We start from the raw sequence: 13,326 nt of genomic DNA, 5'->3' as shown, positions 1-13,326 counted from the left end.
GTAAACAGAAGGTTAGGGGTTCAAGTCCCCTCGCCGGCTCCCAGCTCAAAGGCCCCTTGCGACCATCGCAAGGGGCCTTTTGCTAACGGGTTTGCTAACGATGCGACCGCTATGCGACCCGGCCAACCCGCTTAGCGAAGATCTCGGCCGCTTCGGCGAGCTGCTCGTTGACGACGTGCGCCTAGACCCGCAGCGTGACCACCGGATCAGCGTGCCCCAGCCGCACCGCCACCCCGTGGACGGGGACGCCCGCCAGGAGGAGCGTCGTCGCGTGGACGTGCCGGAGATCGTGAAGCCGAGCATGCGGCAGCGGCTCGACATCCTCACGGTCGTTGTGCTCTTTGATCAGCGCGACCATGAGGGAAGAAACGGTGCCCGGCTGGACAGGCTCTCCCCACCGGGTGGCGAACACGTAGCCGTCCACGTCCTTGTCCACGCCCTTCCAGGCTTCGCCGAGCTTGAACGTGTCGGCGAACTGGCGGGCACGCTGTGCCTTGAGGACGTCGGAGACAAGTTGCGCATGGTCGCCGAGCGAGGCGGGCTGAGGGTCGCGGCGAACTTCCAGACGCTATGGGGGCACGAGGAGCGGCAGCATGTACCCAGAGGCCCGCCGGGCGCGGCCTGTTCCGTCCGGTCCCGTCTCGCGCCGCCGTCCGCGGCCGCCCCACCCCACGCGCGCCCCAGAAACGTGAAGCAGCCCATGGAGCACCGGGCCGATGATGCTCAGCCCTTCCCTTGAGTTCGCACCCGGAGCACGACCCTTACGAAACTCCGCCCTCTTGTGGTTGGCCACGTCTTAGGATCTACTCTCATGCAGCATTCCTTGCGATTTGTCGCCAGCGCGACCGTATTGTGCGTCAGCGTGGTCAGCTGTGGAGGTCATGACAGCCCAAGGTTGCCTTCGAACGACCGCAACAAATCTGCAGCAACCTCTCATAGTCAGTCGTCGGCTTCCCCCAGCAAGACCGTTGACCCGCTGCAACTTCAAGCTGCGTTGATCCCAAAAGAGTCTGGCCAGCAGCCTGTGACAGGTCCAGCCAGCGGGACGTACGGCGAATTGCTCCAGAGCGACAGTCCACAGCCCGAGCCTGAATTGTCTGGAGTCGATGCGCGATGCCAGAGCGGGAGAGGAGTTCCAGGCGAATGGCCCGCAACGATCAGCGATTCACCCTCGGCCCAGGTCATCTACCGGTCTGGGGCGAGCTCAATCGGTGAGACGCTTGTCTGGGTCCCGGAGAACACGGACATGGCCCGTTTTCGTTTGAGCGTTCCCGCTATCTGCAGACACAAGGTGACCACCAAGATTCAAGGCCGAACAGTGATCGTCAGCACGCAACCGTTGAACAAGTCCCAGTTGCCTGCTATATCCGATGCCGAACTGACCGGCAGTCGACTCACGATGACGTTCCCCGACGTGGATATGTCTGCCTATACGACCTGGATCAACATCCGCTCTGGCCGGTTGGTGATGGCCATGGCGTTCATTGGGACGGACAGCCGCTCCGGCACCCAGAAACGCGTCACCGCCCGCGCTTGGTCCGCAGCCCAGGCGGCCGTGAAGTAACGGCTTTGCCCCAGCCCAACGCTATGGAACCCGAATCCGTTGCTGTACAGGTTCGGGACCAGAAGGTGGCGGCAAGCGGACAGGCCAATTGAGCGAGCTCGAACCAGGGGGCTGCGCGGCCCAATGCGGCTGCTTTAGGGAGGTGTCTGCGCTTGGGCGGGGCGTGGGGTGAACGCGCAGCCTGCTTCGCGGCGGGGCGGTCCAGTAGATCAGCCTGGGTGGCACGTCTCGGCGGCCGGGTTGGAAACACACCAGCCCGGTGCTGGAGACCCGGCCCGAACCCCTGCCCGAAACCGCCGCGACCGGGGTGGTGCCGCGGCGGAACCAGGTGCGTGCTTTGGGCGGTCTCAGGATCCGGCCGGCCTCGTCTTCGAAGCAGATCCACCCGTCCCGGGCCGCCGCGATCTTTCCCCGGCCATCAATGCCATGGCCACCCCTCAGGGTTCGTCATGGGCCATGGCCAGCTCTCCCACCAGGTGACGGCCGGGGCAGCCGTCCCAGGTATCCGACGTCATAGGGACGAGGAGGGTCGTCCTCCTGCCCCGTCCGCCTATATGCGACCATGGCGACATGACCGACACGTCTCGTGTGGTCTTCTCACGGCCGAAGCGAGCCCTGCGGGATTTGCTGCGTTCTTACCGCCTATTCGTGTATGGCGCTCCCTACGGAAAGATCAAACCGGGCGGCGAGGTCAGCGTCGATATTGCCCCAGGAACACATGAGGTACAGGCCCGTATCGACTGGTCAGGCAGTCCTCGACTCGCCTTCACCGCAGCCCCTGGGGAAGTCGTCCACATACGGGTTGAGCCAGCGGGCAACGCGTTCCAGATGTGGCAAAGCTGGACGGCCACGGGCTACATCAAGCTCACTCTTGTGCCGTCCATGGGCTGAGCGGGCTCGAACAGGGGGCTGCGCCACCCCTTGGACCCGCGAGCCGGGGCACTCGTCCGCGCGAGACCGTCTGTCACACCTTGCGCATCGTTCGCGTGAACGAGCACCCCGGGACCTATGCCGAATCTGCGACGTGTGCGCGGGCTGGGGCATTGTGTTCTTGGCTCCGTAGGCTTCCAGGCGTGTACCGTCCGAGCGCGTGCTTCAGACGCACCAGCGCCGAGCGACGGGATCAAATGCTCTCCTGGAATCGGGATGACGTGGCGTTCTTCGCCGCTGGCGCTTGCCACATCCTCGCGTACGCGTTCATGGAGACCTATCCCGGGCGCCGGGTTCCATCCCGTCGGGCTCTGGCCACGAGGGGCGAGGGACGCCGGCCACGTCTATGTCACGGACGGCACCTGGGCATTCGATCATGATGGATGGACCTTGCAGGCCGAACTCCTGAGGGTCGCACGCGCCGCCGAACCGCTGAGCGGCTTGCGGCCGCATCCGATCCATATGGACCTCGACACGTTCTGCATACGCCATCACCACCGGCCCCGGTCGCTCTTTGCCTTCGATCCCTGGGAGCGGGCTCTGCGATACATTGCCCAGTTTCCCGCGCCGGATGCTAACGCCAGTGCCGACAACGGGATTTGATGATCTTGGGCGGATGTGGCCCCTCGGGAGGGTGCGGCGCTGGTCAGGAGGCGTGTGGGGACGGTCCTGGACGTCGCTGATCTTGCTCGCAAACAGAAGGTCAGGGGTTCAAGTTCCCTCGCCGACTCCCACGTTAAAACCCCTCCCGATCAAGAAGGGCCGATTGCCAAAAGGAGTCTCACGCGGCCCCTATCGATCCTCCGCGCGAAGAAGTCGGTGAAACAGGATGTCCTCGTGGCTTCGGAAGCGTCTTGAGTTGGCGCACAGCCAGGTTAGGTCGGCGGGCGAGGCTCCATGAGGTGCCACAGTTTGGTCTCGAACTCCTCTCTGGGCATGTTCTCCGCCACGAGGTCCTTGAGGCATTGGCAGCTCGGAACAGCGTCCGTGATGACGCAGACGAAGACGCCGAGAACCCGGACAGCGTGGGCAGTGGCGGCGATCTTCTGTTCGATCGTCGTCGTGATGCCCAGTCCGGAAGCGAACCGTTCGGCCATCGCCTGGACGGCGGGTGGCGCACCGGCACGGCGTGCGGCGCCAGTAGCCGCCTCGCCCGGTAGCCGGCCGACAGTCGCCTTGATAGCGAGGAGTTCGCGTGCCGTCCGGGCGAGCGGGTGGCAGAGACCAGCGGTTCTCTGCCGCAGGAAGTCGCCCCACAACTCTCTGCCGACCAGCCGTACCGACTGTTCCGCGATCTTGCCTCGCCAGTCGACAGGGAGTTGCTGAACGATCGTGACCGCATCCAAAAGGGTGATGGAAGCCTTCTCGGCGGGAGCCGCCTCCATCTGCACCGTCTTGTGCGGCAGTGCTTCGGGGCGTAGGTTGCGTAACCGAACGGGCGCCCGATTACTTCTGCCGCTCTTTCGCGGCACAGGCCCGTTCACATGGTCCTTGCAGGTCGCGGCATTGACCCGGCGTCGGCAACCGCCGCCCTCCTGGGTTTCCACATCGCAGTAATGCGCCATGACACGACGATGCGAATGTCCGAGTTGAGCGCCAACTACCCCAAGAGTGAGTTCATTACCCCATGTCCTTATCTGGACGCACGCCGCCGGGTACGCGGGCGAGGCGCCCCTGGGAGGATGTCCTCTTCCTAGTCGTCAATCGACGTGGGCAGGGGGATGGGCGCTCATGGCTTTCGCAAGGCCCTGCCAGCGGAACGGCGCCTTTTAGTGGGCCCAGAGCAACCGGCGGCGGGCGAGTGCGAAGCGGGGTCACGCGGCCGCCAGGCCCCCGCGGGCCGGGGCGGGCTGCTGTTGGTCTTGGGAGCCCGAGGTCGGGGAATCGCTGTCGAGCCTAGGGCTCACTACGGTGGGTCTGTGGCTGGGGCTGTCGTGCGGGCGTTTTTGGGGAGCCAGGGGCTTGGCGCCCTCCTGGGGTGGATGGAAGGGCTTCCTCGCCGGCCACGGCGGGCTGTGGTGGTGCCCACGGCGGGCAACCCGTTGCCGTTGACGCCTTGGGTCGATGAGGTGGTGGGGCACTTGGCGGCCTGCGGGGTGCGGGTTGAGTACCTCGATCTGGAAGGTGCGCGGGCGGCGGACGTGGACGGTGCGGTGGAGCGCTGTGAGCTCGTCTTCGTCACCGGCGGTCATCCGATCCTTCTGCTGGAGCACGCGCAGCGCAGCGGGTTCGTTCGCATCGTCAAGCAAGCTGTTCTCGGCGGCGAGTTGGCCTACGCCGGTGTGTCCGCCGGGGCCGCCCTGGCGACCGCTGACCTCGCCTTCTACCGAGGGCCTGACGACCCGGGGTCGGTCGAGACCACCGAGGGTCTCGGGCTGGTCGGATTCTTTCCCCTCGTGCACGCCGACCGCGGTCGGCGGGAACGGTACGCGCGACTGATCGCCGCTTACGGGGACCGCTGCGAGTTCTTGCCGATCAACGACGACGAAGCCGTGGTCGGGGTGGGCGAAACGTGGTGGCGGCAGGCGTCGGCCGTCACCGTGCCGCGCCCGCCTTCGCGATCCTGATCCGGCGTTTTTCTGGGTGGGGTGTCGATTTGTGGGGGGTGCGTTCGTGTAGGGGGTGTGAGGTCGGTGGTGGGCCGGCCGGGAGCTTGGGGAGGCGTTGTGGGGAAGGTCGTTCTGGTCGAGCATGTGTCGCTTGACGGGGTGATGCAGGGGCCGGCGAGGGCTGATGAGGATACGCGGGACGGGTTCGTGCGCGGTGGGTGGGCTGTGGCGGGGAATGACGAGGTCATGGCTTCTGTGCTGGGGCAGAGGATGGGCTCGGACGGAGCGCAGCTGTTGGGGCGGCGGACGTACGAGCAGTTCTACGAGTACTGGCCTCGGCAGAGGGACGGGAACCCGTACACGGACGCGCTGAACCGAGTCACGAAGTACGTGGTTTCGGAGACGCTGCGGGAGCCGTTGCCGTGGCAGAACTCGGTGCTGCTCGGCGATGTGGCCGAGGTGGCGGAGGTCAAGAGGGGGGTGGCGAGGCTCACCGTGCTGGGGAGCGGGGTGCTTGCGCGGGAGCTCATGCGGCGGGGGCTGGTGGACGAGTGGCTGCTGATGGTCCATCCGCTCGTGCTGGGGACGGGTCGGCGGCTGTTCGAGGGGGTTGAGGCGTCGTTGCGGCTTGTGGAGTCGGTGACGACGACCACCGGGGTAGTGATCGCGACGTACGTGAAGGAGGGGGCATGAAGCTGTACTTGCTCAACATGATCCAGCCGGTGGGCGATCCGCCGCCGCCGGAGGTGCTGGAGAAGGTAATGGCGGACATCTTCGAGATTCGGCGTGACCTGGAGCTGGAGGAGTCGTGGGTGTTCGGGCACGGGCTGCACGGGCCCGAGGCGTCCACGATGGTGCGGCTTCGCGACGATGAGGTGATCGCGACGGACGGGCCGTGGGCGGAGGGCAAGGAGCACATCGGCGGCATCACGATCATCCAGGTGGAGGATCTGGACGCGGCGCTCAAGATCGCGGCCAGGTTCGTCAAGGCGACGGGGTTGCCGATGGAGGTGCGGCCGTTCCACGGCGAGGTGTGATCGAGGAGGTCTTCCGGGCGGAGCACGGGCGGGCGGTGGCCGTGCTGGTCCGTGCCTTCGGCGATATCGACGTCGCCGAGGACGCCGTCCAGGACGCGTTCGCCGAGGCGGTGCGCAGGTGGCCGGTGGAGGGGACGCCGCCCAGCCCGGCCGGGTGGGTCATCACGACGGCACGGAACAAGGCGATCGACCGGGTGCGCCGGGAGGCGGCGCGGGCGGGGAAGCAGGCGCAGGCCGCGATGGTGGACGAGGGCGGGCCGGTCGAGGTGGGGACCGTGCAGGACGAGCGGCTCCGGCTGATTTTCACGTGCTGCCATCCGGCTCTGGGATTGCAGGCGCGGGTGGCGTTGACGTTGCGGTTGCTGGGCGGGCTGACCACGGCGGAGATCGCGCGGGCGTTTCTGGTGCCGGAGAAGACGATGGCGCAGCGGCTGGTGCGGGCGAAGGGGAAGATACGGGACGCGCGGATTCCGTATCGGGTGCCGGAGGAGGGTGATCTGCCGGGGCGGCTTTCCGGGGTGCTGGCCGTTGTCTATCTCGTTTTCAATCAGGGGTATGGGGGTCGGGATGAGTTGGCGGCCGAGGCGATCAGGCTGGGGCGGGTTCTTCATGAGCTGATGCCGGACGAGCCCGAAGTGCTGGGGCTGCTGGCGTTGATGCTTCTCATCGAGTCCCGTAAGGCCGCCCGGATGGTGGACGGGGAACTGGTTCTGCTCGGTGAGCAGGATCGCGGGTTGTGGGATCGCGGGCTGGTGCGGGAGGGGCAGGCGCTCGTCCGGCGGTGTCTGGAGATCGGCCGGCCGGGGCCGTATCAGATCCAGGCGGCCGTCAATGCGGTGCACAGTGCCGCGGCGACCGCCGGGGATACGCGGTGGGGGCAGATTCTCCGGTTGTACGACCAGTTGATGGTCGTGGCGCCGAGTCCGGTGGTGGCGCTCAACCGGGCCGTGGCGGTGGCCGAGGTCGAGGGACCCGGGGCCGCGTTGGGCCTGGTGGACGGTCTCGACCTCGGCCGGTACCACCTGTTCCATGCGATCCGCGCCGATCTGCTGAGGCGGCTGGGACGCGACGAGGAGGCCGCCGAAGCGTACGGCCGAGCCCTGGAGCGGACGGATAATCCGGCCGAAATGACCTTCCTTGAAAAGCGGCTGCTCAGTTTGCGACCGTGAAACGGGTGCGGCCGGGAGGGGATTGGTCGCGCTGATGGCGATATCGCGTCGAGCACGGGGAGCGAGGTTCCTCACGGCCTCCGGTTGAGGGTCTGGCCGGCGACGAGAGCGCCGAGGGCGATGGTGAAGCCGACGATCTGCCACGCCGTGAGCGTCTGGCCGAGGATGACCAGGCCGGCGAGAGTGGCGACCATCGGGTTGGTCAGGCCGAGCAGGGACACCGACGTCGGGGGCAGCCGGTCGATGCCGCGGAACCACAGTGCGTACGCGATCGCGGTGCCGACGATGCCGAGGTAGGCGAAGCCCAGCACGTTCTCGCCGGTCATGGACGGCGGGACGCCCTCGGCGGCGAGGGTGACCGGCAGAAGGACCAGACCGCCGACGGTGAGCTGCCACCCGGCCATGACCAGCGGCGATTCGGGGCGGCCCCATTTTTTGGCCAGGACGATCGCGGCGGCCATGAGGGAGGTGGCCGTGAGCATGGCGAGGATGCCGAGCGGGTCCAGGCGGGCGTCGGCGGTCAGCGTCAGCAGCGCGACGCCGCCGGTGCCGGCGACCGCCGCGTACAGGACCGGGCGGGCCGGGCGGACGCGCAGGACGCCGAGCGACAGCAGCGCCACGACCAGCGGCTGGACGGAGCCGATCGTCGCGGCGACCCCGCCGGGCAGCCGGTAGGCGGCGAAGAAGATCAGCGGGAGGAACGCGCCGAAGTTCAGCATGCCGAGGACGATCGTCCTCCACCACCAGCCGCCGCGCGGGAGGCGCCGGGTGACGGCGAGCAGGACGAGGCCGGCGGGGAGGGCGCGCAGGGTGGCGGCCAGCAGCGGGCGGTCGGCGGGAAGGAGGGTGGTGGTGACGACGTAGGTGGTGCCCCAGCTCGCGGGGGCGAAGGCGGCGAGGGCGAGGTCGGACGCGTAGCGGGCGCGCACCGTGCGCGGTGCGGCGACGGCGGTCATCGAATTCACCTCATGGTCAATAATCTGAACGTTGAGATTATTTCCGTTGAGGCGAATCGGTGCTCAGGCGCGGAGCCGGCTGATCTCGTACAGGGCGATGCCCGCGGCGACCCCGGCGTTCAGCGACTCGGCCCTGCCCGGCATGGGGATCGTCACCAGCAGGTCGCAGGTGTCGGCGACCAGGCGTCCGAGCCCCCTCCCCTCCGAGCCCACGACCAGCACGAACGGCCCGGAGGCGATCTCCAGGTCGGCGACGGCCACGCCGCCCCGCGCGTCCAGCCCGGCGACGAAGCAGCCGGCCTTCTGGTACGCCTTGAGCTGCCGCGTCAGGTTCGTGGCCTGCGCGACGGGGACGGTCGCGAGCGTCCCCGCGGACGACTTCCACGCCCCCGCGGTGACCCCGGCGGCACGCCGCTCCGGCACGACGACACCGGTCGCGCCGAACGCGGCGGCGGACCGGACGATCGCCCCCAGGTTGCGCGGGTCGGTGACCCCGTCCACCGCGACGATCAGCGGCGACGTTCCCTTGAGCAGGTCGTCGGGGTGCGCGTACCGGTACGGCCTGACCTGCAGCGCGATGCCCTGGTGGACGGCGCCGTCCGTCAGCCGGTCCAGCTCGTTCTTGCCGGTCTCCAGCAGCGGGACGCCCCGGTCGGCGGCCAGCTGGATCGACTCGCGCACCCGCTCGTCCGTCCCGGACGTCACGTACAGCGCGGTGCCCGGGACGCCCGCGCGCAGCGCCTCGACGACCGGGTTGCGCCCCGTGACCAGCTCCGGCACCTCACCGGTCGCGCGCCGCGCGCCGGCGGGACGCCCGGCGGGACGGGCGTCCGGCGAGGGTCCCTTCGCGCGCCCGCCCGGACCGAGCGTCGGCGTTCCGGTGCGCTTGGCGTTCTTGACGGCACGGGCCTTCTGGCGCTTGCCGTGCCAGTGCCGGTCCTCGGCCTTGGGAGTGGGCCCCTTGCCCTTGTGCTTGGCCATTGTCGATCATGCCCCTCGCGACGATTGCGTGCGCGCCCTCGCGGCTGCCGGGCGGCTCAAGATCTCAGCGGGACGGCGAACGAACCCCCGCGAACGTCCGATTTTATCCGCAGTGCGGGACCCCTCAGCCGCGCTTGAGTTCCCAGCGCGGCCCCTGCGGCGTGTCCTCGACGAGGATGCCGGCCTCCGCCAGGCCGTCGCGGATCGCGTCGGCGGACGCGTAGTCCTTGCGCGCGCGCGCCGCCTGCCGCTGCTCCAGCGCGACGGCGACGAGCGCGTCCACGACGGGACGCAGGTCCTCCTCGCCCGCACGGGTCCACTGCGGCGACAGCGGATCGATGCCCAGCACCTCCGCCATCGCCCGCACGTCCGCGAGCCCCCGCCGCACCGCGTCGAGGTCGCCGGCCGCAAGGGCGCTGTTCCCGTCCCGGACGGTCTCGTGCAGCACCGCCAGCGCCTGCGGGACGCCCAGATCGTCGTCCATCGCCGCGGCGAACGCGGCCGGCACAGAGGAAGGCGGGACCGTGCCCACCACCTCCGAGGCCCGCGTTACGAAGCCCTCTATGCGCTGATAGGCGGAGACGGCCTCGGCCAAGGCGGCATCGGTGTAGTCCATGAGCGACCGGTAGTGCGCCGAGGCCAGGTAGTAGCGCACCTCTACGGGACGAGCCTTGCCCAGCAGATCCGGTAGCAGGACCACGTTGCCGACCGACTTGCTCATCTTCTCGCCGTCCACGGTGAGGAGCCCGTTGTGCAGCCAGTAGCGGGCGAAGCCGTCACCGGCGGCACGGGACTGGGCGATCTCGTTCTCGTGGTGCGGGAAGATCAGGTCGACGCCGCCGCCGTGGATGTCGAACGTCGCGCCGAGGTACTTCGTCGCCATCGCGGAGCATTCGAGATGCCAGCCGGGGCGCCCGTCCCCCCAAGGGGTCTCCCAGGCCGGCTCGCCCGGCTTGGCCCCCTTCCAGAGCGCGAAGTCGCGCGGGTCGCGCTTGGCGTCCTCGTTGGGGGTGTCGCCGGCGGACCGCATGTTGTCCAGCCGCTGGTTCGACAGCGCCCCGTACTCGTCCGCCCACGACTTCACGTCGAAGTACACGTCGCCGGCCGCCGCGTACGCGTGGCCCTTCTCGACCAGCCGGCGGATCAGCACGATCATCTCCGGGACGTGCCCGGTGGCGCGCGGCTCGACCGTCGGGGGCAGGCAGCCGAGCAGGTCGTAGCCCTGCGTGAACACCCGCTGGTTGCCCTCGGCGACCGCGAACCACGGGACGTCCCGCTCCGCCGCCACCGCGATGATCTTGTCGTCGACGTCGGTGACGTTGCGCGCGAACGTCACCTCGTAGCCGGACGCGCGCAGCCAGCGCAGCAGCACGTCGTAGATGACGCCGGAGCGCAGGTGCCCGATGTGGGGTGACGCCTGCGGGGTCGCACCGCACACGTACATCCCCACGCGGCCCTCTTCCAGGGGCTCGAACGTGCGGACGCTACGGGTGCCGGTGTCGTAAAAACGCAGACTCACGAACTCAGGTTATTGGATGACACGGGGCCGCGCGGCGCGCAATGCGGGCTCGCACCGGGAACCTCAGGCGTCTTCATCGTTTCCCCCATCGAGGCGGGCGGCGCGGGACTCCAGGTAGCGGCGCTCGGGAAGGCTGGTGGTGCGCCGGGCCGCCTCCCGGTACGCCTCCCGCGCGGCACCGGGCTCTCCGGCCATCTCCAGCAGATGCCCGCGGACGGCGGCGAGCCGGTGGTGTCCGGACATGCGGGCGTCGTCGTCCAGCGGCCGCAGCAGGTCGAGCCCGGCCGCCGGCCCGTCCACCATCGCCAGCGCCACGGCCTCGTTCAGCGTGACCATCGGGTTCGGGGCCAGATGCGCCAGCAGCCGGTACAGCGCGAGGATCTGCGGCCAGTCGGTGTCCTCGGGGCGGCGCGCCTCCGCGTGGACGGCGGCGATCGCGGCCTGCAACTGGTACGGGCCGGGCGGCGACCAGGTGAGCGCGCCGGTGATCAGCGCGGTGCCCTCGGCGATCGCGGAGGCGTTCCAGCGCGTCCTGTCCTGGTCGGCGAGCGGGATCAGCCGCCCGCCGGGCCCGGTGCGGGCGGCGCGGCGGGCGTCGGTCAGCAGCATCAGCGCGAGCAGGCCGGCGGCCTCGCCGTCCTCCGGCAGCAGCCGGTGCAGCGCCCGGGTCAGCCGGATCGCCTCCGCGGTGAGGTCGGCGCGCCGCAGCTCGGGCCCGCTCGACGCCGTGTACCCCTCGTTGAAGATCAGGTACAGGACGTGCAGGACGGCCCGCAGCCGCTCGGCCCGCTCGTCCGGCGGCGGCGTCCCGAACCGCGCCCCGGCCGACCTGATCTTCTGCTTGGCCCGGCTGACCCGCTGCGCCATCGTCGCCTCCGGGACCAGGAACGCTCGCGCGATCTGCGCCGTGCTCAGGCCGCCGACCGCCCGCAGCGTCAGCGCGACCTGCGAGGACGGCGACAGCACCGGATGGCAGCACAGGAACAGCAGCGTCAGCGTGTCGTCGCGGTCGCCCGGCCGGTCCTCGTCCGGGCGGGCCGGCTCGTCCCGCTCCCGGGCGAACACGGCGGCCTCACGGTCGCGGCGCGCCCGCTCGCTGCGCCACCGGTCGGTGAGCCGCCGCGTCGCGACGGTCAGCAGCCAGCCGCGCGGGTGCTCCGGAACGCCGTCCCCCGGCCACTGCACGGCGGCGGCGAGCAGCGCCTCCTGCACGGCGTCCTCGCAGGCGTCGAACGCGCCGTGCCGCCGCACGAGCGTGCCGAGGACCTGCGGCGCGAGGGTGCGCAGCAGGTCCTCGACGGCCGGGGGCGTCCTCACATCTCGGTCCCGGCCTCGTCCATGACCGCCCGGACCTCCAGGTGGCCGCCGAACCGGATGTCCGGCCAGCGCGAGGCGATCTCCACGGCCCGCTCCCGCGACTCGCAGTCGACGGTGAGGTAGCCGGCGAAGTGCTCCTTGGTCTCCAGGAACGGCCCGTCGGTCACGGCCGGCTGCCCGTCCACCCCCCGGACGGTCTTCGTCCCGGACGGGTCGGCCAGCGCGTTCCCGCCGACCATCTCCCCCGACTCGGTCAGCTCCCGCATGATCGCGTCGACCTCGCCGAACAGCGCCTCGCGCTCCGCCTCCGTCAGTTCCTCCACGAAGCCGGGACGGTTGTAGATCAGCAGCATGTACTTCACGGTGTGCTCCTCTTCACGCGGCCCCGTTGGCCGCTCGTCACAGCAGGATCGGAGTGGCGGGCGCGTCCTCGACATCCCCGGGAGAAAATCTTCAGGAGGATTCCGCCAGCCTTCTGAGCCGGTGGCACAGTGCCGTGAACGCCAGCGCGTCCGGCATCCGGGAGGCGAGTGCCATCAGGTCCATGCGGCCGGTGTGCGCGTGGACGATCACCATGCCGTTGTCGATCGCCACGTCCCGGACGGCCTTCCACGGCAGCCGCTCGCCGTCCTTCTCGACGCCGTCCAGGTCCAGGGTGAACGGGCCGAGCCGCACGGGCTCCCGCTTCCGCACCGCCGCCAGGTGCCGCGGGACGATCCGGGCCGTCACCTCTTCGGCGACCGCCACCCCGAGGGTCCGGACGTCCGGGATGTCGTCTTCGAGCCGCAGGACGCCGCCATCGTCCGCGACGATCGTGAAGCACCACCGGACGCGCGGGCCGGCGTGCCGGCCGGACACCGTCACCGAGACCAATTCGTCCCACGTGTGGGCGGCCTCGCCGCCCGGCCCGCTGACGGACAGGCCGCCCGTATGCAGGCGCGCGACCCGGTGGCGGAAGCGCGGACGGTCACGTCCCGCGATCCAGCCGGCGGCCGCCGCGTACCCCATCGCGAGCAGCAGCGCCGGGACGCCCGCCCACCACACGCGGTCGTGCAGGTAGACGACGGCCACCGGGATCATGGCCAGCGACGCCAGGCACAGCAGGCACAGCCATGCCCAGGTGCGGCGGCCCGCGGCCCGGCCGTCGAACGTCCGGATCGGCTCGCCCAGCCGATCGCTCGGCAGCGGCACGCCGCGCTACCCGGCCGTTCGGGCCCGCGTTCCGTCCCCGGACCACCCGTACGGCATCGCGGCCTCCCCTCGGATGTCGTCCTCCATACGGTACGTCTCCCCACTTATGGTGT

The 13,326-nt window shown here is 69.6% G+C and carries 15 protein-coding genes; 7 read left to right on the top strand and 8 right to left on the bottom strand.

Annotation, left to right across the window (positions count from 1 at the left end):
- Positions 1–181: 181 nt before the first annotated feature.
- Entirely contained in the window at positions 182–436 is a 255-nt protein-coding gene (locus AF1_RS12405) for a tyrosine-type recombinase/integrase (protein ID WP_067796937.1), read from the bottom strand.
- An 855-nt stretch (positions 437–1,291) separates the two neighbouring features.
- Between AF1_RS12405 and AF1_RS12400 the strand changes: the two genes are divergently transcribed.
- The 3 genes from AF1_RS12400 to AF1_RS34270 all read left to right on the top strand — a co-directional run bounded on the left by AF1_RS12400 (position 1,292) and on the right by AF1_RS34270 (position 3,097).
- Positions 1,292–1,564, top strand: a complete 273-nt coding sequence (locus tag AF1_RS12400; protein ID WP_131732331.1) for a hypothetical protein — start codon at positions 1,292–1,294, stop codon at positions 1,562–1,564.
- Between the two features lie 570 nt (positions 1,565–2,134).
- Positions 2,135–2,455, top strand: coding sequence for a hypothetical protein (locus AF1_RS34275; protein WP_131732332.1), 321 nt, complete (start codon positions 2,135–2,137; stop codon positions 2,453–2,455).
- Positions 2,456–2,884: 429 nt separating this feature from the next.
- On the top strand, positions 2,885–3,097 hold the full coding sequence (locus tag AF1_RS34270; RefSeq protein WP_131732333.1) for a hypothetical protein: 213 nt from the start codon (positions 2,885–2,887) through the stop codon (positions 3,095–3,097).
- A gap of 272 nt (positions 3,098–3,369) precedes the next feature.
- Here AF1_RS34270 and AF1_RS12395 read toward each other — a convergent pair whose 3' ends face one another.
- Positions 3,370–4,059 carry a hypothetical protein gene (locus tag AF1_RS12395; RefSeq protein ID WP_131732334.1) on the bottom strand — a complete coding sequence of 230 codons (690 nt, stop codon included), beginning with the start codon at positions 4,057–4,059 and terminating at the stop codon, positions 3,370–3,372.
- 450 nt (positions 4,060–4,509) lie between these two features.
- Here AF1_RS12395 and AF1_RS12390 point away from each other — a divergent pair, with 450 nt between their 5' ends.
- From AF1_RS12390 to AF1_RS12375, 4 genes are all read left to right on the top strand, one after another.
- On the top strand, positions 4,510–5,061 hold the full coding sequence (locus AF1_RS12390; protein WP_067796928.1) for a Type 1 glutamine amidotransferase-like domain-containing protein: 552 nt from the start codon (positions 4,510–4,512) through the stop codon (positions 5,059–5,061).
- 99 nt (positions 5,062–5,160) lie between these two features.
- Positions 5,161–5,736, top strand: a complete 576-nt coding sequence (locus tag AF1_RS12385; RefSeq protein ID WP_067796925.1) for a dihydrofolate reductase family protein — start codon at positions 5,161–5,163, stop codon at positions 5,734–5,736.
- Complete coding sequence (locus tag AF1_RS12380) at positions 5,733–6,080, top strand: YciI family protein (RefSeq protein WP_067796922.1); 348 nt, start codon at positions 5,733–5,735, stop codon at positions 6,078–6,080. Before AF1_RS12385 ends, AF1_RS12380 begins: the two co-directional genes overlap by 4 nt.
- Positions 6,077–7,249 carry an RNA polymerase sigma factor gene (locus AF1_RS12375; RefSeq protein WP_067796919.1) on the top strand — a complete coding sequence of 391 codons (1,173 nt, stop codon included), beginning with the start codon at positions 6,077–6,079 and terminating at the stop codon, positions 7,247–7,249. Before AF1_RS12380 ends, AF1_RS12375 begins: the two co-directional genes overlap by 4 nt.
- Before the next feature lie 71 nt (positions 7,250–7,320).
- On the opposite strand, the gene AF1_RS12370 is transcribed toward AF1_RS12375, so the two are convergent.
- The 6 genes from AF1_RS12370 to AF1_RS12345 form a co-directional block, all read right to left on the bottom strand.
- The gene (locus tag AF1_RS12370) at positions 7,321–8,205 is read right to left on the bottom strand and encodes an EamA family transporter (protein WP_067796916.1); all 885 of its coding nucleotides are present in this window, start codon (positions 8,203–8,205) and stop codon (positions 7,321–7,323) included.
- A 63-nt stretch (positions 8,206–8,268) separates the two neighbouring features.
- Positions 8,269–9,186, bottom strand: coding sequence for a 23S rRNA (guanosine(2251)-2'-O)-methyltransferase RlmB (gene rlmB / locus AF1_RS12365; RefSeq protein WP_067796913.1), 918 nt, complete (start codon positions 9,184–9,186; stop codon positions 8,269–8,271).
- Between the two features lie 124 nt (positions 9,187–9,310).
- Entirely contained in the window at positions 9,311–10,705 is a 1,395-nt protein-coding gene (gene cysS, locus AF1_RS12360; RefSeq protein ID WP_067796911.1) for a cysteine--tRNA ligase, read from the bottom strand.
- 63 nt (positions 10,706–10,768) lie between these two features.
- Positions 10,769–12,022 (bottom strand): RNA polymerase sigma factor, encoded by a 1,254-nt coding sequence (locus AF1_RS12355; RefSeq protein ID WP_067796908.1) that lies wholly within the window; start codon positions 12,020–12,022, stop codon positions 10,769–10,771.
- A complete protein-coding gene (locus AF1_RS12350) occupies positions 12,019–12,375 on the bottom strand; it encodes a YciI family protein (RefSeq protein WP_207393933.1) in 357 nt (118 codons plus the stop codon). The genes AF1_RS12355 and AF1_RS12350 overlap by 4 nt, the downstream gene beginning before the upstream one ends.
- Positions 12,376–12,475: 100 nt before the next feature.
- A complete protein-coding gene (locus AF1_RS12345) occupies positions 12,476–13,213 on the bottom strand; it encodes a DUF6585 family protein (RefSeq protein ID WP_067796902.1) in 738 nt (245 codons plus the stop codon).
- Positions 13,214–13,326 lie beyond the last annotated feature (113 nt).

It is taken from the genome of Actinomadura formosensis NBRC 14204 (assembly GCF_001552155.1).
GTDB classification, from domain to species: Bacteria; Actinomycetota; Actinomycetes; order Streptosporangiales; family Streptosporangiaceae; genus Spirillospora; species Spirillospora formosensis.
This window is presented reverse-complemented; position numbering and strand designations above follow the sequence as displayed.